This is a genomic window from Marinobacter zhejiangensis, from assembly GCF_900114775.1.
Lineage (GTDB): Bacteria > Pseudomonadota > Gammaproteobacteria > Pseudomonadales > Oleiphilaceae > Marinobacter > Marinobacter zhejiangensis.
The window spans coordinates 964,058-989,255 of sequence record NZ_FOUE01000001.1; the positions used below are offsets into that span (position 1 = coordinate 964,058).

The window sequence follows — 25,198 nt, forward strand, 5'->3', positions numbered from 1 at the left end:
TTTTAAACCCCAATATGGGGCTTAAGAGTCCCTTATTGGGGATTTTTATTACTGTGCCGCCAGTCCTGCCAGTAGAACCAGCTCCGAGATAACCACGCTGGCGCCGAGGGCGTCGCCGGTATACCCGCCCAACTGACCTTGCAGCAGTTTCCCCCAGACGACCGCCGTACCAGCGATGGCAACAGTCGCCCACAGCAAAATCAACCCGGACCACAGGCTGGCCACCAGACCCACGGTGACGACGAATACGGTAGCGGCCAACAGCCGGTCGGCGGAGAACGACTGGGCCACCGGTTTGCTTTTGCTCTTGTCCGGATCAGAGACATAACGGAGGTAGCGCATCAGCAGGAGCGGGGTCAGCCTTGCCAGGCAGGGCGCCAGCAACAGGGCGAAGGCGGTGGAGGGTACATCCAGCAGCAGTGCCGCCTTCAGCCCGAGGGCCATCACCAGGGCGACGGTGCCGTAGGTGCCAATGCGGCTGTCTTTCATGATCCGCAGTTTGTCACTGACCGTGAGCCCGCCACCCAGGGCGTCGGCGCAGTCGGCCAAACCGTCTTCGTGAAAGGCACCGGTCAGCCACAGGTGGAGGGCGATCACCAGACCGATGCTGATGGCGGGGCTCCAGACCAGCATCAGGACGAGGTAAAGGGCCGAGTACAGCGCACCGAGCAGCAGGCCCACCAGCGGGAAATAGACGCTGCTCTCGTTCATCAGTTGCGGGCTGTAGTCGATGCGCACCAGCATGGGAATGCGGGTCAGGAACCCGAGTGCCAGCCAAAAGGCCTGCCATTCCCGGTTCAGGAAGTTTTTGTGGTTATCCAAGTTGATGCCCCCAACAGGTTAGTGGAGGCATTCTAAAGGGAAATGGCGCCCGAATCAGTGACCGGATGGCAACCAGCGGCCTGGCGCAGCGGTATGGAACTGCTGCCGTTGTGCCGGGGCCGGACAATGGGCGGCACGTTGTGCCGGGCCCATCAGTAGCCAGCGTTCACGGTGGGCGACCCCCAGGTCGGCTGCGCCTTCTTTCAGGAAACACTCAAGCTCATGGCGATCGGCCACCAGTACGAAGCGGTTGCTGCCTTCCCCCATCCACTGCCAGGCATTGCGTTCATCCTGTTGCAGGCTGGCGCCGAAGCCGAAGTGGGTGACATCACGACGGGAGAACAGGATGAACTGCTCGCTGAAATCGATGATGCCGAAGGTGGCGTTGGCGGGCACCGAGGCTTCGGCGGCGGCGAGCACATTCCGTGGGGTTCGCAGCGGTTCCATCAGGCTGTAGCCCCAGGTGCTATAAAGTAGCCAGGTTGCCATCAGGGCGATGAACAGACGCAGCAATGCGCCACGTCGCCACAGGGCAAGGAGCGCGGTGGCCCACACCAGGCCGATCACCAGGACAAAGGTGCCTGCGGCGTGAAGGGCCGATGGGTCCTGGCTGTAGCGGGCCACTTTGCTGGCCAGTTTGGGGTGGTCGGTCCAGGCCAGTATACCGACCGCGATCAGCGCGATGGCCGCCAGCAACTGGAGGGTGCTGATCAGGGGCGCAAACCAGCGCGCCGGCGCGCGATCTGTACCGATGTGGGCGATGGCCAGGGCCAGCATGGGCAGGGCAGGTAGCACGTACACCCCCCGTTTGCCCGGGCTCAGGCTGAAGAAGGTGATCACCAGGGCCACCCACACCAGCAGGACCAGCACTTCGGGCTGCCGCCGGAGGGCGTCACGGGCGGGTTTCAGCAGCGCCAGTAACAGCAACGGCAGGGGGAACCACAAGCCGGGAATGACATTGACGAGGAAGTAGTACCAGGGCTGGATGTGTCCCCAGGAATTGGCGTAGCGCTCGCCGGTCTGCTTGAACAGGATGTTATCCCGGTAGGCCAGTGCCTCCGGGGTGTGGATAGCGTCTACGTACAGCACCATTGGGACCAGCCAGGCTGCAGCGACGGCCAGCATAATCAGCGGGCCGAGGGCGGCGGGCCAGCGCATGGACTGAGGAAACCGCTCGCGATCCCGCCAGTGTAACCACAGCAGTGGGGGCAACATCAGTACCGGCAGGAACCCCACCCCCTTGGTGATGATCCCCAGCCCCATGAAACCCCAGGCGGCAAAGTACCAGCTCCAGGCGGGGCCCGCAAAGAAGTGCCGCAGCAGGCCATAGCAGCCGAGGGTAATCCAGCAGGTCACCATGGCATCGATCTGGGCCAGCTTGGCCTGCATCAGGAACTGGGGAGCCAGCAGCAGCAAGAACGCGGCCGTCAGCCCGGTGCGCTGGTTCCATAGCCGACAGCCCAGGTCGTATACCGCCGCCAGGGTAAGCAGACCGCAGAGGGCGTTGGGCAGCAGGAACGCCAGTTTGAGGTTGCCGGTCAGCCAGTAAAAAAAGGCGATAGTCCACATGAAGACCGGCGGCTTGTCCGGGTAGAACTCACCACCGCGCATGGGAATCAGCCATTGGCCAGAGTCCACCATTTCACGGGCAATTTCCGCAAAGCGGGGTTCGTCGGCAGGCCAGGGCGAGCGCAGGCCGATGCCGGCGAAGATCATTGCGGCGGCAAACGCCAGCAACAGCAGCATCAGGCGTTGCCGCGGCAGGGCTTGCAGACTGTCGTAGAGACTTCGGGAGAGTGTTTGGGTTGTCATGGGTCTCAGCTGTCCTCGGACAGGGCAGACGACAGCGCCTGGGTGCGCTGCTGGTGATAGAGGTATCCGCCCAGCAGCGAGGCGATGATGAACAGCGCGACGCTTACGAGGAACTGGTTTTGGTTAGCATGGCCAATGCCTGCGCCGGCGAGGGCGAAAATCAGCATTTGTGGAAGGTAACCAAGACCACTGCCCAAGGCGAACGCCGGGAAGCGGATGCTGGAACAGCCCGCCAGCAGGTTGGTGATCAGGTTGCTGCCCACCGGCAGCAGCCGCACCATCAGCACCTTGGTAGTGGTGTGATGCTGGAACAATCGGTTGAAGCGGGACATGCGATGGCCGAAGCGCTCACTCAGGCTGTGCCGGAGCAGTAAACGGGCGGAGTAGAAGCAGGTGGCGGCGCCGAACAGGGTAATCAGGGTGGAGAGCAGGGTGCCGTACACCGAGTCCGTCGCGAAACCGAGCACAAACGCCAGCAGTTGCCTCGGGCCGCCAACAGCGGTGTAAAACGTGCCGGAGGCGGTCACGATCAACAGGCCCATCAGGCCATGGGTATTCAGATAGGTGGCGACCTGGTGTTCATCGGTCAGGAATGACAGCCAGCCTTGTCGTACGGCCATCAGGGATAGCGTACCGATACCGGCAAACAGAACCCAGCGAAACCAGTGTTGCATGTCAACCGGGCTCCGTCTGGTGATGTTCAGTGACCTGGGCCACCCGGGTCCGGTGCAGCAGCCACATGACGCCGGCAAGGTCGAGGATACCGGCCCAGGCCCGGTTCCAGGCGTTGTACTTGGATGTGCCCAGGGTGCGGTCACGGTGGTTGACCTCCACCACATCAATGTCGCCGCCAATCCCGCGTACCAGCGCCGGGATGAACCGGTGGCCGTGGTTGAACCAGGGCAGCTTCAGGAAGGTGGCACGGGGGAACAGTTTGAGGCCACAGCCCGTGTCTGGCACCCCATCCCGCAGCAGGGCGCCGCGGATGCGATTGGCCAGCCGGGACTGGAAACGCTTCCAGGCGGTGTCCTTGCGCTTGCGCCGGTATCCGGCAATGCAAAAGTCCCGGTTTTGATGAGTGGCGGCTCTTTGCAGCAGCGCGGGGATATCGGCAGGGTCGTTCTGGCCATCACCATCCATGGTGACGATCAGGTTGCCGCGGGCCTGGCGGATGCCGGTCAGCAGGGCTCCACTCTGGCCGATACTCTGGCCGTGGCGGATCGCCTGGATCGGGCAGCCCAGGGTACGTGCGGTTGCAACCGCGGTACTCAGGGTCTGGTCGCGGCTACCGTCGTCAACGACGACCACCTCAAAGTGAGGGTAATCCCGGAGCACATGGTAGATCTCATTGATCAGCTGACCGATGTTGTCCTGTTCATCTTTGGCGGGAATGACGACTGACAGCGAATGGGTGGTTTCCATGAAAGCAGGCCCTGATACGGAACATGACGATGAAGTCCGCTCAGTCTCAGCCTATATGCTTAAGCTAACCTTAATGATGTATGTTTGCGATAACTCCAAGGGCGCTCCGCTATGCTGATTTAGTGGGCAGCACCAGCACCACGCACAGGCCTGAATGGCCATCCTCGCGGTCGGTAAGGCTTAGGGAGCCGCCATGCAGCTCGGCTACCCGCCGTGCGATGGCCAGGCCCAGGCCCGCTCCGGAACCCTGGCGCTGATCCAGCCGGACGAACCGCCCTGCCGCCCGCTCCCGGTCCTCAGCTGCGATGCCCGGCCCCTGGTCACAGACGCTGATACGGTAGCCGTCCTGCGTAGCCTCCAGGTGGGTGGAGACCACGGTGCCTGACGGGCTGTACTGAATGGCATTGGCCAGCAGGGAACGCACCATGGTGCTCACCAGCGCGCTGTTGCACAGGATGATGGCTTGGCTGGTGTCGTCCAGCAGTTCCGGCTCGATGCCTTTTTTCAAGGCCAACGGGGCGACATCGGCAATGCTCTGGGCGAGGATCTGGGACAGGTTGTGGTAATCCGGCTTGAAGTCCAGGCCACTGTCCACACGGCTGAGCAGCAGCATCTGTTCCACCAGGTGCGACATGCGGTCCACCGCCTGGATCAGGCCGTCGTAGCGGCCGGGGTTCTCGTCGCAGATGCGTTCCAGGTTCAGCCGCAGGGCGGCCAGCGGTGTGCGCAGTTCATGGGCGGCATCGGCGGAGAACCGGCGTTCCCGGCCAAGGGCGTCATCAAGGCGCTGGAGCAGGCCGTTGATGGCCAACACCAGACCCCGGACTTCCTTGGGCGCGGCCTGATCGTCCAGAGGGTGGATGGCCTGGGGCGCCATGTCGCGGACCGGGGCTTCCAGTCGCCGCAAGGGCGCAAATCCCCAGTGAATGGCAACGGCAATGGCAACCCCTAACAGCGGCAGTACCAGCAACAGCGGCAGGGTGTTGCCCAGGGCCAGTTGCTGGCTCAGTTCGCCACGGACGTCTTCCCGCTGTGCGGTCTGTATCCACAGGCCCGTCGCCGGGTCCTGCAGGTTGTAGGTGCGCCAGGAAAACCCCTGGTAATCAACCCAGCGGTAGCCGGGGGTAGGGTCGAACAGCTGGTTGCGTAACCGGGTACTCAGCAACAGCTCCCCTTTAGGGGACCAGATCTGGAAGGCGATCTTCTTCTCGTACTTGTGCCCGGCGCCATCTGGCAGGATCTCGCTGCCTTCGCCCTCTTCCTGTGCCGGGGCTGGGAGCGTCAGGGTTTCGCTGAGGGTGCGGGTCAGCTCCTGCAGGGACTGGCTGCGGGTGAGGTGGCGAACCAGGCCCTGAACGATGCGGGTGCTTTGAGCCAGCTCGGCATCGAACACTTCCTCAAGCTGGTGGTTGCTCTGTGCGTAGCTGAAAATCCCCGCCAGGGTGGCGGTGGACAGTACGGTGACCGCAACCAACAGGGTGACGGTGCGGGTCAGTGAAGGGGAACGCTGTGAATGCATCAGGGTTGGCCCACCTGCTCGGCTTCACGGCTGTCGAGCAGGTAACCGACGCCCCGCACGGTACGAATGACAGACTTTCCGATGCGTTTTCGCAGGTGGTGAATGTGAACCTCCAGCGCATTGCTTTCGGCGCCATGGTCCCAGCCGTAGAGCTGTTCTTCAAGGCGCCGCCGGGTGGCGACCTGGTCGGGGTGTCGCATCAGGTAGTGCAGGATCTGGAATTCACTGCGGGGCAGCGTCAGTGGATCGTCCCCCAGCCGCAACTGGCAATGCTCGGGATCAATGGTCAGAGAACCTACCTTAATGCCGGTGTCGGCCTGGCCACTGGCGCGCCGGGTGACGGCACGAATGCGGGCTTTCAGTTCGGCCATGGCGAATGGCTTGGTGAGGTAGTCGTCGGCGCCGGAATCCAGTCCCTGCAGTTTCTCGGCCAGGTCTGAGCGGGCGGTGAGGATAATGATCGGCGTTGCGACGTTCTGCCGGCGGGCGTGCTTGAGAATGTCGAGGCCATCCACCCGGGGCAGGGTGAGGTCCAGTATCGCCAGGTCAAAATGTTCATCCGTAATGGCGGTTAGCGCCTGCTGGCCGTCGTCGAGCCAGTCAACGGTGTTGTGATCATCACGAAGCATGCCGAGCATGGTGTTGGCCAGCAGGTGATCGTCTTCAACAAGCAGGATGCGCATGGGGGTGTCCTTGGCAAAGGTACGTCTAAAAAGTAAGGCAGCGGTAAGCCTGTCATAGAAACCTTAACCCCGACTTAAGAATTCTGCACTTCGTTATTAAGTTCCGATTAAGCCTCACTTCGTAACCTGATCCTGATTTCAATCAGGAGAGATGGTGATGTTTGAGCCCATCGTATTGTCCACATCGTGCATTCCGGAGTCCGGCCAGGTCTATCCCAGCCTGAGTTGTGCCGGGCGCCTGCTGTGTGAAGTTGAGCCGGGATCTCCGGTCGCCGGCGCAGTGGCTGACTTTATCCGCCGCCGTTTTCGACAGGCCTACGATGCCCTGCCGACCCTGCGGATTCCCCGGCTGCTGGCGCTGACCACCCGGCACGGCTCGCTGCTGGCCGCGGTCGGGGTACGCAATGCGCAGGCAGAGGCGCTGTTTCTTGAAGACTATATCGACCAGCCGGTCGAACAGCTGATTCCTGCCATTAGCCAGCCTGAGCGCCACCAGATCGCAGAAATTGCCCACCTGGCGGGAGTGGAGGCCGGAGTCTCCCGCTTCCTTTTTCCGGCATTGACGGTGTGGCTGAAGGCGCAGGGATACCAGTGGGTGGCGTTTACCGGCACCGATCAGCTGCGCAACAGCTTCCAGCGCATGGGTATCCAGATCCGTGCCATTGCCGATGCCGATCCCGCCCGTCTGGCGGATGGCGGCCGTGGTTGGGGCCGGTATTACGACAGCCATCCGATGGTCATGGTGGCCAACGTGGAGGAAGCCTATGTGGCGATCAAGGCGTCCGGGTTTCTGAACCGGATTCATCCCTACGGCCCACAGGTGCAGGCAGAGGAGGACCACTATGGTCACATTGCCTGAAACCCTGGCCCGCCATGCCGATCAACAGCCGACAGTGGTGGCACTGCAATCGCCGTCCCAGGCCGTTACCTACGGCGAGCTGTGGCGTACGGTCAATGTGCTGGCGCAACGCCTGCGTGATTCGGGTTTTACCCGTTTCGGGCTGATGGGTGATAACTCCATTGCCTGGGTACTGGCGGACCTGGCCTGCCGGCTCGCCGACCGGGTCTGTGTGCCCATTCCCGGGTTCTTCTCCCAGGCCCAGGTTGAGCACCTGATGGCCCGGGCGGGTCTGGATGCACTGCTGATGCCGGTGACCGAAGCTGACAGCCGTTACCGGCTGGACGAACAGGTGGCGTTACAGCCCTTACCGGCCACCCCCGGTGCGTTAGCCATGCCCGACCAGACTGGCAAGATTACCTTCACATCCGGCAGCACCGGTACCCCCAAGGGCGTGTGCTTGGCGCACCGGCATCTGGATGCCACGGTCAATGCCCTGGCCCAGCGGTTGGCGCTGGTGACGCTGCAGCGCCACTTGTGCGTGTTGCCACTGGCGACGTTGCTGGAGAACGTTGCGGGGGTTTACCTGCCACTGACGCTGGGGGCGACGGTGATGCTGTGGCCGCTGGCAGAGCTAGGCTTCAAGGGCAGCAGCGAGCTGGATCTGGGGCGCCTGCTTACGGTGCTTCAGGACACCCGGCCAGATTCCATGATTCTGGTGCCGGAGCTGGCTGCCGCGCTGGTGCGGGCCATGGAGCTCGGATTGCTGGCAACCGACAGCTTCCGCTTTGTGGCCGTGGGCGGTGCGCGGGTGTCACCGGCGCTGCTGCAGCGGGCGAGAGCCTTGGGGCTGCCGCTTTACGAAGGATACGGGCTGTCGGAGTGCGGGTCGGTGGTGGCGCTGAACGTTCCCGGCGCCGAACGGGCCGGCACAGTGGGGCAGCCACTGGGTCATGTCGATATTGTCGTCGGTGCTGACGGCGACATTCGGGTCAGCGGCAACACCTTCCTGGGCTATCTGGGGGATGAGACCGTGACGGAGCCCCGCCTGGACACCGGTGACCTGGGGGCATTCGATGACGACGGCTTCCTCCGTGTCAGTGGCCGACGCAAGAACCTGCTGATCACCAGTTTTGGTCGCAACATCAGCCCCGAGTGGCTGGAAAGCGAGCTGCAACAACGTTTGGGCGTTCGTCAGGCCTTGGTCTTCGGCGACGGTGAGCCCAACCCGTCGGCGCTGGTGGTGACCGATGACCGGTCGCCGGAGCAACTGCGTGAGGCCATCGGCAAGCTCAATGAGACCTTGCCGGACTATGCCCGCCTGCATCGAATTTATGTGCGCCGGACACCGTTTACCCGCGCCGAAGGCTACTTGACCGCCAACGGCCGCCCGGTCCGCGCCAACCTGATGAATGATCTTCCGAAACTGCTGGCAAACGCCGAGTTCGCCAGCTGCTCCCAGGGCCGGCATGAAACGCCGGCCGCGTTACTGGAACCTACGAATCACAACGATGAATCACAACGAGGGAAACGTCCCATGGCATTCTTTGACACTCTGCAGAACGAAACCGCACAAGCCCGGCGCCATGTGACCGAAGCACCGGTCATGAGCGCTATCCCCAAGGGCCGCTTTGACCTTGGCAGCTACCGGTATTTCCTGTCCCAGGCGTACCACCACGTCAAGCACACATCGCCGCTGATGATGGCCTGTGGTGCCCGCATTCCGGAACGTCTGGAGTTCGTCCGCAAGGCACTGGTGGAGTACATCGAGGAGGAATACGGCCACCACGAGTGGATACTGAACGACCTGGCCGCCTGTGGTGAAGACAAGGACACCGTCCGTTACGGTGAGCCGGACCTGCCGATCAAACTGATGGTGTCGTACCTCTATGACCTGATTAACCGGGGCAACCCGATGGGTCTGTTCGGCATGGTGCAGGTCCTGGAAGGCACCAGCATCGATTTGGCGACCCCCATGGGCAAAGACATCCAACAGACTCTGGGATTGCCGAACAAGGCCTTCAGCTACCTGTACTCTCATGGTGAGCTCGATCAGGATCACTTTGAGTTTTTCCGCGAGCTGATGGACCAGGTCACAGACCCCGACGACCAGCAAGCCATTATTGATACTGCGAAGGTGTGCTACCGCCTGTACGGCGACATGCTGCACGCCATCCCGCTGCCGGCGGCTTCCGGCCAGCAGGGTGACGGGGAGGTGAGCCATGCAGCTGCGTGATCGAACCTTCCTGTTGTTGGGCGGGACCGGTGGCATCGGCCAGGCCCTGGTCCAGCCATTGCTGGACACCGGAGCCAGGGTCGTGGTCGCCAGCCGAACGCCCGAGAAAATCAACGATGATGGTGTCGACCGGGTACGGCTGGACCTGGCGGCGGATGATTTGCCCGAACAGCTGGCGTCGATCAGTAGCCTGTACCCGCAGCTTGATGGCGTGATCCATTGCGCGGGCCAGAACCAGTTTTCGGCGATTGATCAGCTGGACCCGGCCGAGCTGGATGACCTGCTCCGGGTCAACCTGCGTAGCGCCCTGCTGGTGGCCAGGCATTTTGTGCCCCGGTTCAGCGCGATGGGGCGGGGGGACCTGGTGTTTGTGGGCTCGACCTTTGGCAGCATCGGTTTCCCAGGCTACAGCGCCTATTGCGCGAGCAAGTTCGGCCTGCGTGGATTTACCGAAGCGTTGCGACGTGAGCTGGCGGATACTCCTATCCAGGTGCTCTATGTCGCGCCCCGGGCTACTCGAACCGACATGAACCCGGAACGGGTCAACGCCCTCAACGAGGCGCTGGGTAACCAGATGGATGATCCGGCCAATGTGGCTGGCCAGATCATTGCCGCGATGAAAAGCGATCAGCGCCGCCGTTACCTGGGCTGGCCGGAACGGTTCTTTGTGGTACTGAACAGCCTGCTGCCCCGGCTGGTGGATAAAGCCATGTTGAAACAGCTGCCGGTGGTTCGCCGGTTCTTGTCAGGAGCCTCACAATGAAATCATTCACTCTGGCGACCATCTTTATGCTCCTGGCTTCCCAGGCCTGGAGTGACAGCTTTGATGACCAGCTACTGGTGGTCCAGCACCGCTGGGCGCAGATCCAGTACCAGCTGCCAGCAGACCAGCGGGAGGATGCCTTTGAGGCTCTGGCGGAGCAGACCGCCGGGCTGGTGGAGAGCAACCCGGAACGGGCGGAAGCGCTGATCTGGCAAGGCATTGTGCTGAGCACGTATGCCGGGGCCAAGGGCGGCCTTGGTGCGCTGTCCCTGGTCAAGCAGGCGCGTAGCTCGCTGGAAACGGCACTGGCTCTGGATGAGACGGCTCTGGAGGGCTCTGCCCATACGTCACTGGGCAGTCTCTACTATCAGGTGCCCGGATGGCCGTTGTCCTTCGGTAACGATGACGAAGCCAAGCGCCATCTGCAGGCGGCCCTGAGGATTAACCCTGAAGGGATCGACCCCAACTATTTCTTTGGTGAGTTCCTGATGCAGCAGGGGGAAACGGAGCGGGCCAGGGTCTACCTCAATAAAGCGCTGACGGCGCCACCGAGACCGGAGCGGCCGCTTGCTGACCAGGGCCGCAGGGCCGAGATCCGGGGCCTGCTTGCCGAGATGCACTGACCCGGCGTGCCTGCTGGCGACCTTGCTGACAATTGCCGCTATCATGGCGGCAATGGCAGGCTCCCCGCCTGCCCGTTGATCAGCAAGGTTTCGTCATGGGAATGACCCTCAATCTCCTGTCTTCTTCCCAGTGGGTGATCACCACAGGGTTGTTTCTGGTCATCCTGTGGCTGGCGGCCGGACGGGTGGACTGGCAACGTCTGAAGCGGGATCAGGCGCTGCAGCACACCCTGTTCGGAGCTGCCGTGGTGCTGGGGGTTTTATGGCAGATTCGGGCGGGACTGTCGCCTGGGCTGACGATTCACATTTTTGGGATGACGGCGGTCACCCTGATGCTGGGGTGGGAACTGGCGGTCTTTGCCGGACTGATGGCGTCGTTGGCGGTGGTGGTGACTGGCCGCGAGCCGTGGCAGTTATTCGCCGCCAACAGCCTGATCACCGTCATGGTGCCGGCACTGGTCAGCCACGCCATCATGCGCTGGGAGCGCCGACGCAGCTTCCGTAATTTCTTTGCCTACATCTTCTTCTGCGGTTTCTTTGGCGCGGCCATCTCGGTTGCGGTTGCTGGCGTCAGCATGGTGCTGATGTTGTGGAGTTCCGGTACCTACAGCTGGTACGACCTGGTCCACGAATACCTGCGTTACCTGCCGCTGATCATGCTGCCGGAAGCCTTCGTCAATGGCACCGTCGTGACCGGGTTTATGGTGTTCCATCCTGAGCGGCTGCTGACGCTGGATCCACGGCGGTATCGCTAGGTTCCTCACCTTCGAAGTCGCTGGGTGGCGCGCAGGGGGGCTCCCACAACAGTGGCCGGGTTTGCCGTTGTGGATTCTTGTGCCATTGGGCAAGCCACTGGGTAAACCTGCCCGGCGCCATGGGGCGGGCAACGCCATAGCCCTGGATGTAGTCGCAGCCAATGTCCTTCAGCAAACGGGCGTGAGCGGCGGTTTCCACCCCTTCGGCCAGCACCGGTCGGTTAAAACGCTTGGCGAGGAACACCACGCTCTCGACGATGGCCCGGTCGTTGTCGTTATCCAGCAGGTTGCGGACAAAGCTCTTGTCGATCTTGATCAGGTCGATCGGCAGTGAGCGGAAGTAGGCCAGCGATGAATAGCCGGTCCCGAAGTCGTCCAGGGCGATCTCGAAGCCCATGGCGCGGCAGGCCTCAATGACGTTGCCGGCCCGCCGGGTGTCGTCCAGGGCGGTGGATTCCAGGACTTCCAGCGTGATGCTCTGGGGTGACAGCCCGGGATGGGTTGCCAGTTCCGCCGCGAGGAATTCCGGGAAGTCCGGTGTCATCAGATGGTGGGCGCTGATGTTGACGCTGACCTTGAGGTTCAGGCCCGCCTGGTGCCATTGCGAGCACTGCCGGAACGCCTCGCGGACCACCCAGCGGCCCATCGGGGCCTCCAGATCGGAGCCGGTGACCACGGGCAGGAACTCGGCGGGGGAGAGCAGGCCTTGCTGGGGGTGCTGCCAACGGATCAGCGCCTCGGCGCCAATGATCTCGCCGGTGGCCATGTTGAGTTGGGGCTGGTAATGCAGCACAAACTCATCGCGGGCGATGGCGGAGTGCAGTTCCCGCAGCCGTTCCCGGCGCTTTTCCCGGTAGCGCAGCATGCTGGGATCGAAACGGTGGTAAGCGTTGCCGCCACTGTCCTTGACCAGGTGCATGGCCTGGCCGGCATGGCGCAGCAACTGATGGGGGTCGCTGGCATCCTGCGGGTAGTGGGCGATGCCCAGGCTGGCATTGAGACGAACGCTGGTCGGACCGACCACAATGGGTTCGTGCAGCAGCGTGAGCAGCCGTTGTCCGATCTCGCCCTGGCGGCATTCTGGAAGCAGCAGCAGGAACTCATCGCCGGTGAGGCGAGCCACGGTGTCGTTCTCGCGGACGGCGGCATTCAGCCGTCGGCCGACTTCGTTCAGGACATGGTCGCCGGCACTGTGGCCAAAATGGCTGTTGATCAGACGGAATTCGTCGAGATCAATATGCACCAGGGTGAGGTTTTGGCTATCGGCACGGGCAATGTCGCGGTTCAACCGCTTCAGCAGCAGTTGCAGGTTGGGGAGACCGGTCAGGTCGTCATAGTAACTGACCCGGTTGAGCTGCTCGGCGTGGTTTTTCAGCTCAGTGATGTCCGAGAACACCGCCACGTGGTGACGTTGGGCCGGGCCATCGATATGGACCCGGGTAATCGACAGTAATTCGGTGAACAGCTCGCCGTTCTTGCGACGGTTGGTGATTTCGCCCCGCCAGAACTGCGTTTCCTCAATCGAATTCCACATGTTCTTGTAGAACGTCCTGGAGTGGACGTCAGAGCTCAGAACCCTGGGGGAGCGTCCGATCACCTCATCTTTGCTGTAGCCAGTAATGCGGCTGAACGCCGGGTTGACGTCGATGATCAGGTTGTCCTGATCGGTAATCATGATGGCGTCGTGACTGCGTTCGAACACGCTGGCGGAAATTCGCAGTTGTTGTCGGGACAGCATCAACCGGGTGATGTCGTTGAGGATGGCGACGAAACCGTCGTAGCCCGACTCCGCTTCCTTGAGCGGGCTGCAATTGATGTTAAACCACAGCGGCTGGCCAGACTGGCTGTAGATCATCACCTCGCCATCAAAACCGGTGCCCCCGGAAAGCCCCTCGTCGATGCGGCTGGCTGACAGCGGCTGGTTGGGGGACTGCTGCAACAGTGATTGCAGGTCGCGACCGATGATGTCTTCTGCCGGTATCCCAATCCGCTCAACGAAACCGTTGTTCACCCACTGAATCTGGCCTTGGGGGTTGGTGACCAGAACGGCGTTTCGGGTATAGCTTGCAAGCGGCGCAAGGCAGTTTGCTACGGGGGGCGCCGAAGCGGGCGGGTTTGCAGGGGATGGCATGGTGTAATCGCAATGGCATGTGGATAGGCGTGTGCATTATATAGACACTTGTTGCCGAAAAAACGTTGTGGTTAGCACTAACGCTCCGCGCTTTGACAAGGGTCAATTGGGCGTCACATCACTGCACTACCTTAGTGTCAGCGGGTTGGCCAGTAGCGCTGCATTTCAACAAACAGGAACGAGGCACTCCAGGTGATCAGGATCAGGCCGGTGAGGGCCTCAATGCCCGTCAGGTAACGAATGGCACCAAACGGCTCGATGTCCCCAAACCCCAGAGTGGTGAAGGTAGTGAAGGAGTAGTAAACGCAGTCCAGCATGGAACCGCTGAAGTTGCCTTCCAGATGGCCCCAGCCTTCGCTGTTGTTCATCAGGTAGTAGGCAATGGCGAAGATCCAGACTTCCACGGCGTTGGCGATCAGGGCGCCAACGACCGCCAGGAGTATGCGGGCGCGGTGAAGGCGCTGGCCAAAACGGGACATGATATCGCTCAGGTTACGCAGGAACTCGTAGTGAAGGCCTACCACCAGCAAAACCACAACGGTGTTAACCAAAATTATCTGGGTCACGAGACAGTTCCGGGTTTTCAGGAGGAATCAGTGTAACTTATAGTTTGTAGCCAGTTGAAAGCTATATCGATATAACCCGCCCGTCGGACGCTCATAACGATGACAAAAATGCGCAAACGATTACTGCCGGTGGTGATACTGGCCATCGGTATCGCCGGATTCCTCCTGCTCAAGGCCACCCGCCCCGCCCCCCAGATGGTGGCGCCGGTCGAACGGAGCTGGCGGGTTGATACGCTAACCGTGAACCTTCGTGCCTATCGGCCTGAGCTGGCCTTGTATGGCGAGGTCCAGGCACCGGAACTGATGACCTTGGCGGCGCCGGTTGCGGCCAGGGTGGCCGAACGCCCGGTGCACGATGGCCAGTGGGTGGCTGAGGGTGACCTGTTGGTGGCGCTGGAAGCGGAAGACCTGGAGCCACTGTTGGCGGAGGCCGAAGCCGATGTGCTGGACCTGAACGCCCAACTGCGCTCTGAAAACATCCGCAATAACAACGACCTCAAGGCGCTAGAGAACGAGCAGGCCATCGTGGCGAATGCCGAGCGCCAGCTGGAACGTACCCGCACCCTGGTGAACCGTAACCTGGCCTCCCAGGATCAGCTGGAAAGCGCGGTTGATGTGTTGGCGAAAGCCCGCCTGACCCTGACGGCACGGCAGCGCGCGCTCGATGAACATGGAGCCCGCCGGCAAAGTCTTCAGGCCCGCTTGGCCCGGGCCGAAGCCCGGCTGGAGGCAACCCGGCGGGATCTGCGTCGTAGCGAGGTGGTGGCCCCGTTTAATGGTGTGGTTACCCGCATTGGGGTGGCTCCCGGGGATCAGGTGAGCAAGTACCAGTCGCTGTTGGCGGTGTACCCGATTGACGGGCTGGAGCTGCGGGCCCAGGTTCCCAACGCCTACCGTGACGAGCTGGCCGAAGCCCTGGTGCAGGGCCGGCGCCCGTTGGCGCTGTCGACCCAGAGCGCCCATGAGTTTGAGATGCAACGTTTCGCCGGAGAGAGCGACCCTGCCGGTACCGAGGCCATCTTCCGGCTGGTCAGCGACGCCGGCGCATTAAGGCCCGGCGCCATGGTTCCGGTGGTGTTGCAACGCCCGGAACTGGCCGGGGTGCTGGCCGTTCCCTACAGTGCCTTGTACGGCAACAACGGCGTCTATGTGGTTTCTGACGATCAGCGCATGCGGCGGTTACAGGTCGAACAGCGTGGTGAGCTGCTTCAGGGCAATGGTGAGCGCTGGGCGCTGATTGCCGGGCCCGAGCTGGTGGACGGCCTAAAACTGATTGTGACTCACCTACCCAATGCGATTGAAGGACTCAAGGTTGAGATCGCGGAGGCCGCAGATGCGTAAGCGCCAGGGGGTGATCGGCTTTTTTGTCCATCACCGGGTGGCGGCCAATCTGGTGATGCTGGTTATGCTGCTGGGCGGGTTTCTGGCACTGAACCGCATGAACATCCAGTTCTTCCCCACCTTCGCGCTGGACCGGGCAACGGTGCAGGTGGTGTGGAGCGGCGCCTCGGCCGAGGACGTTGAGCAGGGCCTGACGGTGCCGCTGGAGCAGCGGCTGCGGAACATTGACGGCCTGAAGAAGATGACCTCGACGTCCGCCCAGGGATTGTCGCGGATATCGCTGGAATTTGAGGAAGGCACCGATCCGATCCAGGCCCTGGACGATGTGCGTCAACAGGTCGACGAGTTCGACAACCTGCCGCTGGATGCGGAAGAACCGCTGGTGTCCCGGGTGGAACGCTATGAACCGGTGGCCCGGCTGCTGGTTTACGGCGACCTGCGCCAGGATGAGCTGAGGATGCTGGCCTATCAGTTTGAAAACGAACTGCTGCAGGGCGGCATCGACCGGGTCACCATCAATGGCCTGCCGGAGCAGCAGATCAGTATTGAAGTGCCGGTGGAGCGACTGGACGCCCTGCAACTGTCGCTCGACGAGATTGCCGACCGGGTGCGCTCGGTATCCCGTGACTTGCCGGCGGGGTTGCTGGGGCATCAGGACGCTACCCGCGAACTGCGTGCGGTGGAACAACGCCGCAGCCCGCAGGCCTTTGCCTCCATCCCGCTGGTAAGCAGCGACCGGGTCAGGATTAACCTGGGGGATGTGGCGGTGATTCGCCAGGAATCCCGGGCCAGTCAGGCCACCCTCAGCCGCGACGGCTATCCGGCCATCGAGCTTCAACTCAGTCGCTCGGAGAACGGGCACTCGCTCCATGCCGCCGAAGCGCTGGATCGCTGGCTGGAGGACACCCGGCCCTCGTTGCCGCCGTCGGTTCAGCTGGAGGTGTACGACGAGAACTGGCAGCTCATTGATGAACGTATATCTCTGCTGATCAACAACGGCCTGGGTGGGCTGGTGCTGGTGGTGCTGGTGCTGTACTTGTTTCTACCGGGCCGGGTGGCCTGGTGGGTGGCGCTGGGTATCCCCACGGCGTTCCTGGCGGCGATGGCGGTCCTGTGGGGCATCGGTGGGTCCATCAATATGGTGTCGCTGTTCGCGCTGATCATGGCCTTGGGGGTGATCGTCGACGACGCCATTGTGGTGGGTGAGGACGCTGATGCGCATTTCCGCATGGGCGAACCCTCCATGCATGCGTCGGAGGGCGCGGCCAAGCGCATGGTGTGGCCGGTGCTGGCATCGTCCCTGACCACCGTGGCTGCCTTCATGCCCCTTCTGGTGGTGGGTGGCATTATCGGCAACATTCTCAAGGACATTCCGGTGGTGATGATCTGTGTGCTGGCGGCGTCCCTGCTGGAATGCTTTATCGTCTTGCCGGCACACCTGCGTCATGCCTTTGTGGTGAAACCCAAGGCGACCGGAAGCGGCGGCATGATTGAACGCTTCCGCCAGCGCTTTGAGGTCGGTTTCGACCGTTTTCGGGAGGGCTGGTTTCGTCGTCTGTCGCTGACCACCCTTCGCCACCGGGGCATCACCCTCAGCGCCGCCCTGGCCCTGAGCCTGGTTACCGCTGGCTTGCTGGCCGGTGGGCGGCTGGAGTTCAACTTCTTTCCAACCCCCGAACCGTCGGTGTTTTACGCCAATGTCAGCTTTGTGGCGGGCACCCACGAAGACACCGTGGCCGCTTTTCTTGGTGAGATGGAGCAGGCTCTGAACGACGCCGACGAGGCGCTGGGCGGGGGGCTGATCCTCCATGCGGTCACCAACCATGGTCGAACCCTGGTGCCGGATGGCCCATCCCGGACTGGCGATGAGGTGGGGGCGATCATGGTGGAGCTGGTCGGGCCGGACCAGCGGGACGTGCGTAACCCTGAATTCCTCTCCGCGTGGCGGGACCGGCTGACACTGCCACCCGGCCTTGAAACCCTGGCGATTGATGAACGTCGGGGCGGGCCGCCGGGCAAGGACGTCAATATCCGTCTCAGTGGCACCGACGCCCTCAGCCTGCGTCAGGCGGCCGATGAACTCGCCGAGGCGATCGGCTCGCTGCCGGGTGCCCTGGATACCACCGACAATATGCCGTGGGGGCGTGAACAGCTGATCTATGGCGTTAATGCCTTTGGCGATGCCCTCGGACTAACCACTGAAAGCCTGGGGCGGCAGTTACGGGCGGCGTTTGATGGTCGTATCGCCCAGGTCTACCAGGATGGCCGCGATGAGATTGAGGTACGGGTACAGCTGCCCCGTGACCAGCGTGAACAACTGGGTATCCTGTCCCGGTTGACGGTGCGGGTTCCGGACGGTCGCTTTGTCCCCCTGGACCAGGTCATGACGCTGGACCACCGCCAGGGCTTCCAGACCCTCCGCCACGCCGACAGCGAGCTTGCGGTGGATGTCAGCGCGGCGCTGAATACGTCGGTGATCACCGCCGACCGGGCACTGGAGAGCCTGGAGGCCTCGGTGCTTCCTGACCTGAGCCGTCGTTACAACCTGCACTACAGTTTCGAAGGGCGTTCGGCGGATCAACGGGAGACCATGGCGGACATGAGAACGGGCCTCGTCATCGGGCTCGGCTTAATGTACGTGGTGCTGGTCTGGGTGTTTGCGTCCTGGAGTCTGCCGCTGATTGTCATGGCCATCATTCCCTTTGCTCTGGTAGGAGCGTTACTGGGGCACTGGTTGATGGGGCTGCAGCTGACGATCCTGTCGCTGTTTGGTCTGTTCGGGTTGTCAGGGATCGTGGTCAACAACGCGATTATTCTGGTGGCGTTCTATAACCAGCAGCGGGCCAAAGGCCTGTCCATCGAAGCGGCGCTGAATGAGGCCGTGGTACAGCGGGTACGGGCGGTGTTGCTGACGTCGCTGACCACCATCGGTGGGCTGCTGCCGCTGCTGTTCGAGACCTCGTTGCAGGCGCAATTCCTGATTCCGATGGCGACGTCGATTGCCTTTGGCCTGGGCCTATCGACCATGCTAGTGCTGGTGGTTATTCCGGCGTTGTTGTCGTACCTGGAAGGATTCCGGGAACGCTACAAAACCCGGGGTGATACGCCGGGAGCGGTTGCCCCGAACGGCGAGTTGAGCGAGCCCTCGGTGTAAACACAGCTGCGCCCGGCAGAGCCGGGCGCAGGTCATGGCTGTTCAGGGATTGATCCCCGGGTTTGAGGTTCAGCATTACTCGATGGCGGTGGCACCGATCCGGTGGATGGCAAGGTCGGCGCCATTGAACTCTTCTTCTTCGCTCAGGCGCAGGCCGGTGACGGCGTTGATGATGCCGTAGACCAGAAGGCCGCCAACAAACGCGATCACAATGCCCGCCACGGAACCTATGATCTGTGCCATCAGGCTGACGCCACCCAGGCCTCCCAGAGCTTCCTGGCCGAAGATACCGGCAGCGAGTCCGCCCCACACACCGCACACACCGTGCAGTGGCCATACCCCGAGTACATCGTCCAGGCGCTCGATCTTGGCCTGGGCCCATTCAAACAGGTAAACGAAGATGGCGCCGGCGATGCCTCCGGTGATCAGCGCACCGACCGGGTGCATAAGGTCAGAGCCGGCACACACCGCGACCAGCCCGGCCAGGGGACCGTTGTGGATAAAGCCGGGGTCTTTGCGGCCCAGCACCATGGAGACCAGCACACCACCGACCATGGCCATCAGGCTGTTGACCGCCACCAGGCCGCTGATGCCGTCCAGGGTTTGTGCTGACATGACGTTGAAGCCGAACCAGCCCACCGTCAGGATCCAGGCGCCCAGCGCCAGGAACGGAATGTTGGAAGGGGCGAAGGCAACGACCTTGCCATTGCGGTAACGACCTTTACGGGCGCCCAGCAGCAGGATGGCGGCCAGTGCAACCCAGCCCCCAACGGCGTGCACCACGACAGAGCCGGCAAAGTCATGGAAGCTTGCACCAAACTGGTTCTCCAGCCAGCCCTGGAAGCCGTAGTTGCCGTTCCAGATGATGCCTTCGAAGAACGGGTAGACCACGCCAACAATCAGGCCGGAGGCAATCAGCATCGGGTAGAAGCGGGCACGCTCGGCAATGCCGCCGGAGACGATGGCGGGAATGGCGGCGGCAAAGGTCATCAGGAAGAAGAATTTGACCAGCTCGTAGCCGCTGTTGGCGGTCAGTTCACTGGCGCTGGCCATGAAGTGATTGCCGTAAGCGATGTAGTAACCGAAGAAGAAATAGACCACGGCGGAAACGCCGAAATCGGTCATGATCTTGACCAGCGCATTGACCTGGTTCTTGTGGCGGACGGTGCCCACTTCAAGGAATGCGAAGCCGGCGTGCATGGCCAGAACCATGATCGCGCCCAGAAGGATGAAGAGGGTGTTGGCACTTTGGGTCAGCGTGTGTACTGCACTCGTGATATCCACGGGTTGTCGCTCCTGGTTATTGTCCGCCCGGTGGTTGTCGGGGCGGGTTGTGCATGAGAACGAAGGGTAATAAGCAAACCCTGTTCCAGATTGGAGCGTGGTCAGTGTTTACGGGCTTCAGGTGCCGTTTTTTGGGGCGGGGCAGGGAGCGCCCCCGAGATCGCGGGATCACTTCGCCCCAAAATGGGGCGTAATGAGGGGTGGCAGGGTATTTGGGCGCTCAAATGGTGCAGTGACGGCCTCGTTATGGCCTTACCACTGCAGATTGGGTGCGGGGGTGGTCTGGCGTTCCAGGTCGGGTGCCAGTGGCTGACCCTGATGGGACTCAACCAGCTCCCGCAGGCGGGCCTCTTCTTCAGCCATCGGACCACTGAGGTCGACGATGATCTCAACCCGGCGGTTCAGGGCGCGAGAGTCTTCAGTGTCGTTGCTGGCTCTAGGGCGGGTATCGGCCAGGCCTTTGACCACCAGTCGCTGGGGCTCAACGGCACCGCTTTCGAGCAACACATTGGCCACCGACGAGGCCCGAACCGCTGACAGATCCCAATTGCTTTTGAAGCGGTCACTGCGAATCGGGATGTTGTCGGTGTGGCCTTCGATGGTGAGCTTTCCGGGGATGTCGGCAAACACTTCGGCCATGTCCAGCAACAGGCCTTCAAACTCCCAGGTCACGTCCGCAGAGCCCGAGGGGAAGGAACCCCGTTCTTCGATACGGATGACAATCCGGTGTTCGTCCTCAGCCAGCTGTACCCGGCCATCACGGATGGCCTCATCCAGCACCTGCTCCACCTTGGCCGTGGTTTGCTGCATCTGCCGCTCCAGCTGCTGCTGGATCTGGACTTCCGTGGTGGTGCGCAGGGTTTCCAGTTCCGGGGCCTGCTCCGTGGTGGACTGGCGAACTTCGTTGACCAGGCTGGGTTCGGGAGGCGCCGGTGAAAACTGGTCGAAGACCGGGCTGGTGCCCATGGGAATTTCCAATGCGGGCACTTCCCGCTGGACGCCAAATGCCTGGGACAGCTCGCCAGCGATCTGTTTGAACTTCTGGGCGTCAATCTCGGAGAACGACAACAGCAGAACAAAGAAGCACATCAGCAGCGACATCAGGTCGGCGAAGGTCACCACCCAGGCGGGAATACCCGGCTTTTCCTCTTCCGGTAGCTCGTCCATACCTGTGGTTACCCGGCTGCCTGTTCGGCGTTGCCGTTTCTGTCGCGTTTATTGGGGGGCAGGTAGCTGGTCAGCAGCTGCTCAATGATGCGGGGGTTTTTGCCTTCCTGGATGGCCACCAGGGCATCAATGTACAGCGACTGCATGCGGGCTTCCTCGGTCATTCGCAGGGTCAGCTTGTCGGCCAGTGGGCCGGCGATCATGGTGGCCAGCATGGCTCCGTACAGGGTGGTCAACAGTGCGACCGCCATAGCCGGTCCGATCGACTTCGGGTCTTCCATGTTGGAGAGCATCTGCACCAGGCCGACCAGGGTACCGATCATGCCCATGGCCGGACCGACATCGGCAAACGCGGTAAAGACCTTGGCGCCGGAGCGGTTGTGGTCGAGGGTCATCAACCGTTCCTTGGACAACAGTTCCTTGATGGTGTCCGCGTTCTGGCCATCCACCAGCATCTGGATGCCCTGCTGCAGGAACGGTGAGCTGGCTTCCCGACCTTCCAGGCCAAGTACGCCATCCTTGCGGGCGATCTGGGCAATTTCGATAATTTCGTCAATGCTGGCTTCGGTATCGGGGAGTTTGAATTTGAAGGCCCGGACGGCGACTTTGAAGGCGCCGAAAAACTGGCCGAAACTGAACTTCGCCAACACCACCAGCATACTGCCGCCGAGCACGATCATCAGCGAAGGCATGTTGAGGAAAACATCCGGTGAAACGCCAAGGATGATGGATGAGGCAATGAGAACGATGGCCCCCACCAGGCCAATCAGGGTGGCAAAATCCACAGCGACTCCAGTGAACAGGACAAAAGAGACAACAGCATAAAGTCCCCACGGTGGGGGCGCAATGCTCAGCTGCGGTTGAGGTGGGTGGCTTTCCACGCGGCGTAGCGGTGCAGGTCGGCCTCCACCAGGGTGAGACAGGCGGCGACCACGCCAGCATCGTCAATCAGGCCGAAGCCAAGAATCAGGTCGGGAATAAGATCCATGGGGTTGAGGACATAGAGCAGGGCACCTGCAACGGCCGCAATGGACTTCCAGGGTACCGCCCGGTAATCACCGCGCCAGTAGTCCCCCACCATGTCCATCATCAGGCGGATGTCGGTGCTGAAGCGGGACAGTCTGCCACCGCTCTTTACCTTCTGTTCAATACGCGCTTGCTCGGCCAGCAACGTTTCCATCGTGTCCGGGCGAACGTTGTCGGACTCCTGGTCCAGGGCGGCACGGGCTTGTTTGGGGCTGATCTTTGCCATGGGCGGTTGCCTTCAGGTCTATACTCTTCACTATGACTCTTTCTATGGCACTTTACCGCAAAATCAATGGGTCACCCTACCCGGATTCGCTGATCCTGGAGGCGAAAGGGCTGGCCTTGCTGGCTCAGGGGCTCGCAGACGCAGGTGTGAGCGAGGTGCGGGTTCCACGGGTTGAGTCGGTCTCGGAACAGGAGCTGGCGATGGAGCAGGTCGAGGCGATCGCGCCAACGCCTGCGCTGATGTCCGGCCTTGGCCGGGGGCTGGCGTGCCTGCACCGGATGGAGCAGACGCGATACGGTCTCGACTACGACAACTGTATCGGGCTGTCGCGCCAGCTGAACCGGCTGAGTGGAAACTGGGGCGAATTCTTCGTCGAGTCGAGGCTGGATTACCAGGTCGGGTTGATTGCCGATGATGCCGTGCGGTCGGGATTCGCCGAGATCCTGGCCCGCCAGAAAGGCCGCCTTGCGGCATTCCTGAACCGTCACTGTGACTACCCGAGCCTGGTGCACGGCGACTTGTGGTCTGGCAATGTGCTGTTTGGGGAGTCTGAGGTCTGGCTGATTGACCCGGCGGTCTATTACGGTGATCGCGAAGTGGATCTGGCCATGACCGAATTGTTCGGCGGCTTTAGTGAGGCTTTTTATCAGGGCTATGATGAAGGCCTGCCACGCAGTCGCGCCTACCCGACCAAGAAGTCGATCTATAACCTCTATCACACCCTCAATCACTACAACCTGTTTGGCATTAGCTATCTGCCGGCCTGTCGCCGTCACCTGAAGGTGATTGAAAGCCTGTAGACCGGTGGGGGCAGAAAAAGCCCCCGGCGAGGCCGGGGGGTGGACAATGAACTTGGCGATCAGTGCTGCTTGCGACGACGCGCCATCACCAGGCCGGCGAGGGCAATACCCAGCAGCGCCAGGGTACCGGGCTCAGACACAGTGGCGTAGGCGTGGTTGTCGCTCTCAAAGGCGTAGCCGTCGCTGCCAAGCTGAACCTCATCAAACCGCAGGTCACCAAAGAAGAAGTTGATGAAACGGTTGGTGGCCGAGGCCAGTTGGTTGCCATCGGCTGCCACGCTGACATCGTTACCGGTGAAGGTGTCCACCAGCACGCCCGCCAGGAAGAATGAAATGGTGTTGTAGCTGTCGATGGAGCCCCAATACAGGCCGAAGTAGTTGGCGGTCTCGCCCAGTTCAAGAACGGCCGTGCCGCTGCTGACGGGGTTGGGGACGCTCAGGTAGGGGTTGTCGCTTTCGGTGCCTGCGGGTGCCGCATAACGGCCGCTCAGGTCTCCGGTCACAATCTGGAAGTCACCACTGCAACTGGCATAGCCGCAGCCGTTGCCGAAATCGATTTCAGTCGCGCCGGCAATATCCGTATGCATTTCGCCGGGGTCTGAGTGGGTGATCACCGTCGCTTGCGCGCCGGTAAAGGCCAGGGTCAGGGATAGGGCGGTCATCCATTGGCTGAATCGCTTCATCGGTAATTCCTCATCCAGATGCTGTGTTCGTTGGGCCGGGTTTCTTCAGAAGGAACTGCAGGATGAGTGCCAACGCTTGATTGTTGTTAGTAATCATTAGGATGGCGCTTTGACGTCGGCGGGGCATTCTCTCTTGACTGTAAAGAATGCTGACGAAATTGGTGGTGCTAATCAAAACTTCGTAAAAAATTTGGACAGATATGGCAATCAACTGTTTAACAAATTTTACATTCTGGTGATTCGTGGCCAATACAGATTAGGTTTCGGTTGAATAATTGACCGGTACAGTTGCGCAGTGCCAGGCCATGTTTGAGTGGCTGTGTGGGTCGAAAGTTTTACATAACGGGAACATGGAGGAGAAGTAACATTGTGTCACCTGAGTTGAAGGAGGTGCCCCTGATGTCGGTGGTTGGTAACAAACGCTGAGGATGTGAAAACGCTGGCGCAACAATGTCATTCAATGGATTCAAAGGATGACAATTTATTACAAATCACTGTCTTTAAAGGGTTTGCGCGGCTACCGCTCGGGGGGCATAGTTGCGATATATGGATGAACGAGTACAGATGTACAAAAAAGGTGACTGACGATGAAATTGACAAGTGTTCGTAATGCGACAACCAAGGCCTTTGTTAAAGCGCAACTGGCGATGACTTCTCCGAAGCAACAGAAAGGCGCGACTGCGCTGGAGTACATTGTGCTGGCAGCGGCCATTATCATTGTCGTGGGTGTGCTGGCTAGTGACGCTGGTGGGCTCAAAACTGCAATGTCAGACGCCTTCACCGGCTTGTTTGATAGCGCCGAAAACGCAGGCCAGTAAGCCCCTTTCAAGGCAGTAGGTTGTCGATGATGACTGGTTGGAAAGTGGCAGTTTCTCAGCAAAATCGCCAGCGGGGGGCTGTTGCCCTGGAATTCCTGATGCTGTTCCCGCTGGTGGTGGCGATGCTCTATGCCGCTGCAACCTACGGTGTGCTGTTTTTCAGCAAGTATCGGATGCAGGATGCGGTGGACCAGGCGGTGACCAGTGCCATGACGATTGACCGCAGGGCCTACTCCAGCGCGGACTTGGGCAATGCCGTTGTGACCTTGTCCTCCGCTACACTGGCGACCATGATCGATGGCCTGCCTGAGGGTGTGGCGGCGGGCGTGGATAGCAGTACGACCCAGTGTGGGATGGTGGCCAGTGGCGGGGTTGACCTGCTGCAGTGCCGTATCACGGTAAACAGTGGCGAGCACCCGATTGTACCGACCCTGAGTTTTGGCTTCCTGGGGGCGTTTCCACCACTCCCGGATACGCTGAGTGTCCAATCGGTGATTGCCATCTGACGGCACAGGCCGTCTCTGTCTGG

The 25,198-nt window shown here is 61.3% G+C and carries 23 protein-coding genes; 10 read left to right on the forward strand and 13 right to left on the reverse strand.

Translation table 11 applies throughout. From position 1 onward, the window contains the following. Positions 1–48 precede the first annotated feature (48 nt). The 6 genes from cobS to BMZ67_RS04340 form a co-directional block, all read right to left on the reverse strand. On the reverse strand, positions 49–822 hold the full coding sequence (cobS, locus tag BMZ67_RS04315) for an adenosylcobinamide-GDP ribazoletransferase (RefSeq protein ID WP_092020651.1): 774 nt from the start codon (positions 820–822) through the stop codon (positions 49–51). 54 nt (positions 823–876) lie between these two features. Continuing rightward, positions 877–2,634: an ArnT family glycosyltransferase gene (locus BMZ67_RS04320; protein WP_092020652.1), complete on the reverse strand. Its 1,758-nt coding sequence runs from the start codon at positions 2,632–2,634 to the stop codon at positions 877–879. Positions 2,635–2,639: 5 nt separating this feature from the next. Continuing rightward, complete coding sequence (locus BMZ67_RS04325) at positions 2,640–3,308, reverse strand: TVP38/TMEM64 family protein (RefSeq protein WP_092020653.1); 669 nt, start codon at positions 3,306–3,308, stop codon at positions 2,640–2,642. Between the two features lies 1 nt (position 3,309). Beyond that, positions 3,310–4,056 carry a glycosyltransferase family 2 protein gene (locus BMZ67_RS04330; protein ID WP_092020654.1) on the reverse strand — a complete coding sequence of 249 codons (747 nt, stop codon included), beginning with the start codon at positions 4,054–4,056 and terminating at the stop codon, positions 3,310–3,312. 109 nt (positions 4,057–4,165) lie between these two features. Beyond that, on the reverse strand, positions 4,166–5,575 hold the full coding sequence (locus BMZ67_RS04335; protein ID WP_092020655.1) for an ATP-binding protein: 1,410 nt from the start codon (positions 5,573–5,575) through the stop codon (positions 4,166–4,168). Next, on the reverse strand, positions 5,575–6,258 hold the full coding sequence (locus tag BMZ67_RS04340; protein WP_092020656.1) for a response regulator: 684 nt from the start codon (positions 6,256–6,258) through the stop codon (positions 5,575–5,577). Before BMZ67_RS04340 ends, BMZ67_RS04335 begins: the two co-directional genes overlap by 1 nt. A 157-nt stretch (positions 6,259–6,415) precedes the next feature. On the opposite strand from BMZ67_RS04340, the gene BMZ67_RS04345 reads away from it, so the two are divergent. The 5 genes from BMZ67_RS04345 (at position 6,416) to BMZ67_RS04365 (ending at position 11,473) form a co-directional block, all read left to right on the forward strand. After that, entirely contained in the window at positions 6,416–7,117 is a 702-nt protein-coding gene (locus tag BMZ67_RS04345) for a thermostable hemolysin (protein ID WP_092020657.1), read from the forward strand. After that, positions 7,101–9,332 carry an AMP-binding protein gene (locus BMZ67_RS04350; protein WP_092020658.1) on the forward strand — a complete coding sequence of 744 codons (2,232 nt, stop codon included), beginning with the start codon at positions 7,101–7,103 and terminating at the stop codon, positions 9,330–9,332. The genes BMZ67_RS04345 and BMZ67_RS04350 overlap by 17 nt, the downstream gene beginning before the upstream one ends. Then, positions 9,319–10,095, forward strand: a complete 777-nt coding sequence (locus tag BMZ67_RS04355; RefSeq protein ID WP_092020659.1) for an SDR family oxidoreductase — start codon at positions 9,319–9,321, stop codon at positions 10,093–10,095. The genes BMZ67_RS04350 and BMZ67_RS04355 overlap by 14 nt, the downstream gene beginning before the upstream one ends. Continuing rightward, positions 10,092–10,718 carry a tetratricopeptide repeat protein gene (locus BMZ67_RS04360; RefSeq protein WP_139214324.1) on the forward strand — a complete coding sequence of 209 codons (627 nt, stop codon included), beginning with the start codon at positions 10,092–10,094 and terminating at the stop codon, positions 10,716–10,718. Before BMZ67_RS04355 ends, BMZ67_RS04360 begins: the two co-directional genes overlap by 4 nt. Positions 10,719–10,813: 95 nt before the next feature. Then, positions 10,814–11,473 (forward strand): energy-coupling factor ABC transporter permease, encoded by a 660-nt coding sequence (locus BMZ67_RS04365; protein ID WP_092020660.1) that lies wholly within the window; start codon positions 10,814–10,816, stop codon positions 11,471–11,473. Here the strand turns inward: BMZ67_RS04365 and BMZ67_RS04370 are convergent. Both BMZ67_RS04370 and BMZ67_RS04375 read right to left on the reverse strand, forming a co-directional pair. Further along, positions 11,418–13,604 carry a putative bifunctional diguanylate cyclase/phosphodiesterase gene (locus BMZ67_RS04370; RefSeq protein WP_092020661.1) on the reverse strand — a complete coding sequence of 729 codons (2,187 nt, stop codon included), beginning with the start codon at positions 13,602–13,604 and terminating at the stop codon, positions 11,418–11,420. The two genes, BMZ67_RS04365 and BMZ67_RS04370, sit on opposite strands and share 56 nt — an antisense overlap. A gap of 137 nt (positions 13,605–13,741) precedes the next feature. Next, on the reverse strand, positions 13,742–14,170 hold the full coding sequence (locus tag BMZ67_RS04375) for a potassium channel family protein (RefSeq protein ID WP_175481825.1): 429 nt from the start codon (positions 14,168–14,170) through the stop codon (positions 13,742–13,744). Positions 14,171–14,278: 108 nt separating this feature from the next. Between BMZ67_RS04375 and BMZ67_RS04380 the strand changes: the two genes are divergently transcribed. Both BMZ67_RS04380 and BMZ67_RS04385 read left to right on the forward strand, forming a co-directional pair. Then, on the forward strand, positions 14,279–15,511 hold the full coding sequence (locus tag BMZ67_RS04380) for an efflux RND transporter periplasmic adaptor subunit (protein WP_092020662.1): 1,233 nt from the start codon (positions 14,279–14,281) through the stop codon (positions 15,509–15,511). Beyond that, positions 15,504–18,665 (forward strand): efflux RND transporter permease subunit, encoded by a 3,162-nt coding sequence (locus tag BMZ67_RS04385; RefSeq protein WP_092020663.1) that lies wholly within the window; start codon positions 15,504–15,506, stop codon positions 18,663–18,665. Before BMZ67_RS04380 ends, BMZ67_RS04385 begins: the two co-directional genes overlap by 8 nt. A gap of 75 nt (positions 18,666–18,740) precedes the next feature. On the opposite strand, the gene BMZ67_RS04390 is transcribed toward BMZ67_RS04385, so the two are convergent. The 4 genes from BMZ67_RS04390 to BMZ67_RS04405 form a co-directional block, all read right to left on the reverse strand. Beyond that, a complete protein-coding gene (locus tag BMZ67_RS04390; protein ID WP_092020664.1) occupies positions 18,741–19,949 on the reverse strand; it encodes an ammonium transporter in 1,209 nt (402 codons plus the stop codon). Between the two features lie 252 nt (positions 19,950–20,201). Continuing rightward, a complete protein-coding gene (locus BMZ67_RS04395; RefSeq protein WP_092020665.1) occupies positions 20,202–21,116 on the reverse strand; it encodes a MotB family protein in 915 nt (304 codons plus the stop codon). An 8-nt stretch (positions 21,117–21,124) separates the two neighbouring features. Further along, on the reverse strand, positions 21,125–21,901 hold the full coding sequence (gene pomA / locus BMZ67_RS04400; protein ID WP_092020666.1) for a flagellar motor protein PomA: 777 nt from the start codon (positions 21,899–21,901) through the stop codon (positions 21,125–21,127). A 65-nt stretch (positions 21,902–21,966) separates the two neighbouring features. Continuing rightward, entirely contained in the window at positions 21,967–22,368 is a 402-nt protein-coding gene (locus BMZ67_RS04405; RefSeq protein ID WP_092020667.1) for a YkvA family protein, read from the reverse strand. Positions 22,369–22,412: 44 nt separating this feature from the next. Here BMZ67_RS04405 and BMZ67_RS04410 point away from each other — a divergent pair, with 44 nt between their 5' ends. After that, positions 22,413–23,168, forward strand: coding sequence for a fructosamine kinase family protein (locus tag BMZ67_RS04410; RefSeq protein ID WP_092020668.1), 756 nt, complete (start codon positions 22,413–22,415; stop codon positions 23,166–23,168). Between the two features lie 59 nt (positions 23,169–23,227). Here BMZ67_RS04410 and BMZ67_RS04415 read toward each other — a convergent pair whose 3' ends face one another. Further along, positions 23,228–23,851 carry an Npun_F0296 family exosortase-dependent surface protein gene (locus tag BMZ67_RS04415; RefSeq protein ID WP_092020669.1) on the reverse strand — a complete coding sequence of 208 codons (624 nt, stop codon included), beginning with the start codon at positions 23,849–23,851 and terminating at the stop codon, positions 23,228–23,230. Positions 23,852–24,438: 587 nt separating this feature from the next. On the opposite strand from BMZ67_RS04415, the gene BMZ67_RS04420 reads away from it, so the two are divergent. Both BMZ67_RS04420 and BMZ67_RS04425 read left to right on the forward strand, forming a co-directional pair. After that, positions 24,439–24,669: a Flp family type IVb pilin gene (locus BMZ67_RS04420; protein WP_092020670.1), complete on the forward strand. Its 231-nt coding sequence runs from the start codon at positions 24,439–24,441 to the stop codon at positions 24,667–24,669. A 29-nt stretch (positions 24,670–24,698) separates the two neighbouring features. Next, positions 24,699–25,175: a TadE/TadG family type IV pilus assembly protein gene (locus BMZ67_RS04425; protein ID WP_175481826.1), complete on the forward strand. Its 477-nt coding sequence runs from the start codon at positions 24,699–24,701 to the stop codon at positions 25,173–25,175. The last annotated feature ends 23 nt before the right edge of the window (positions 25,176–25,198 follow it).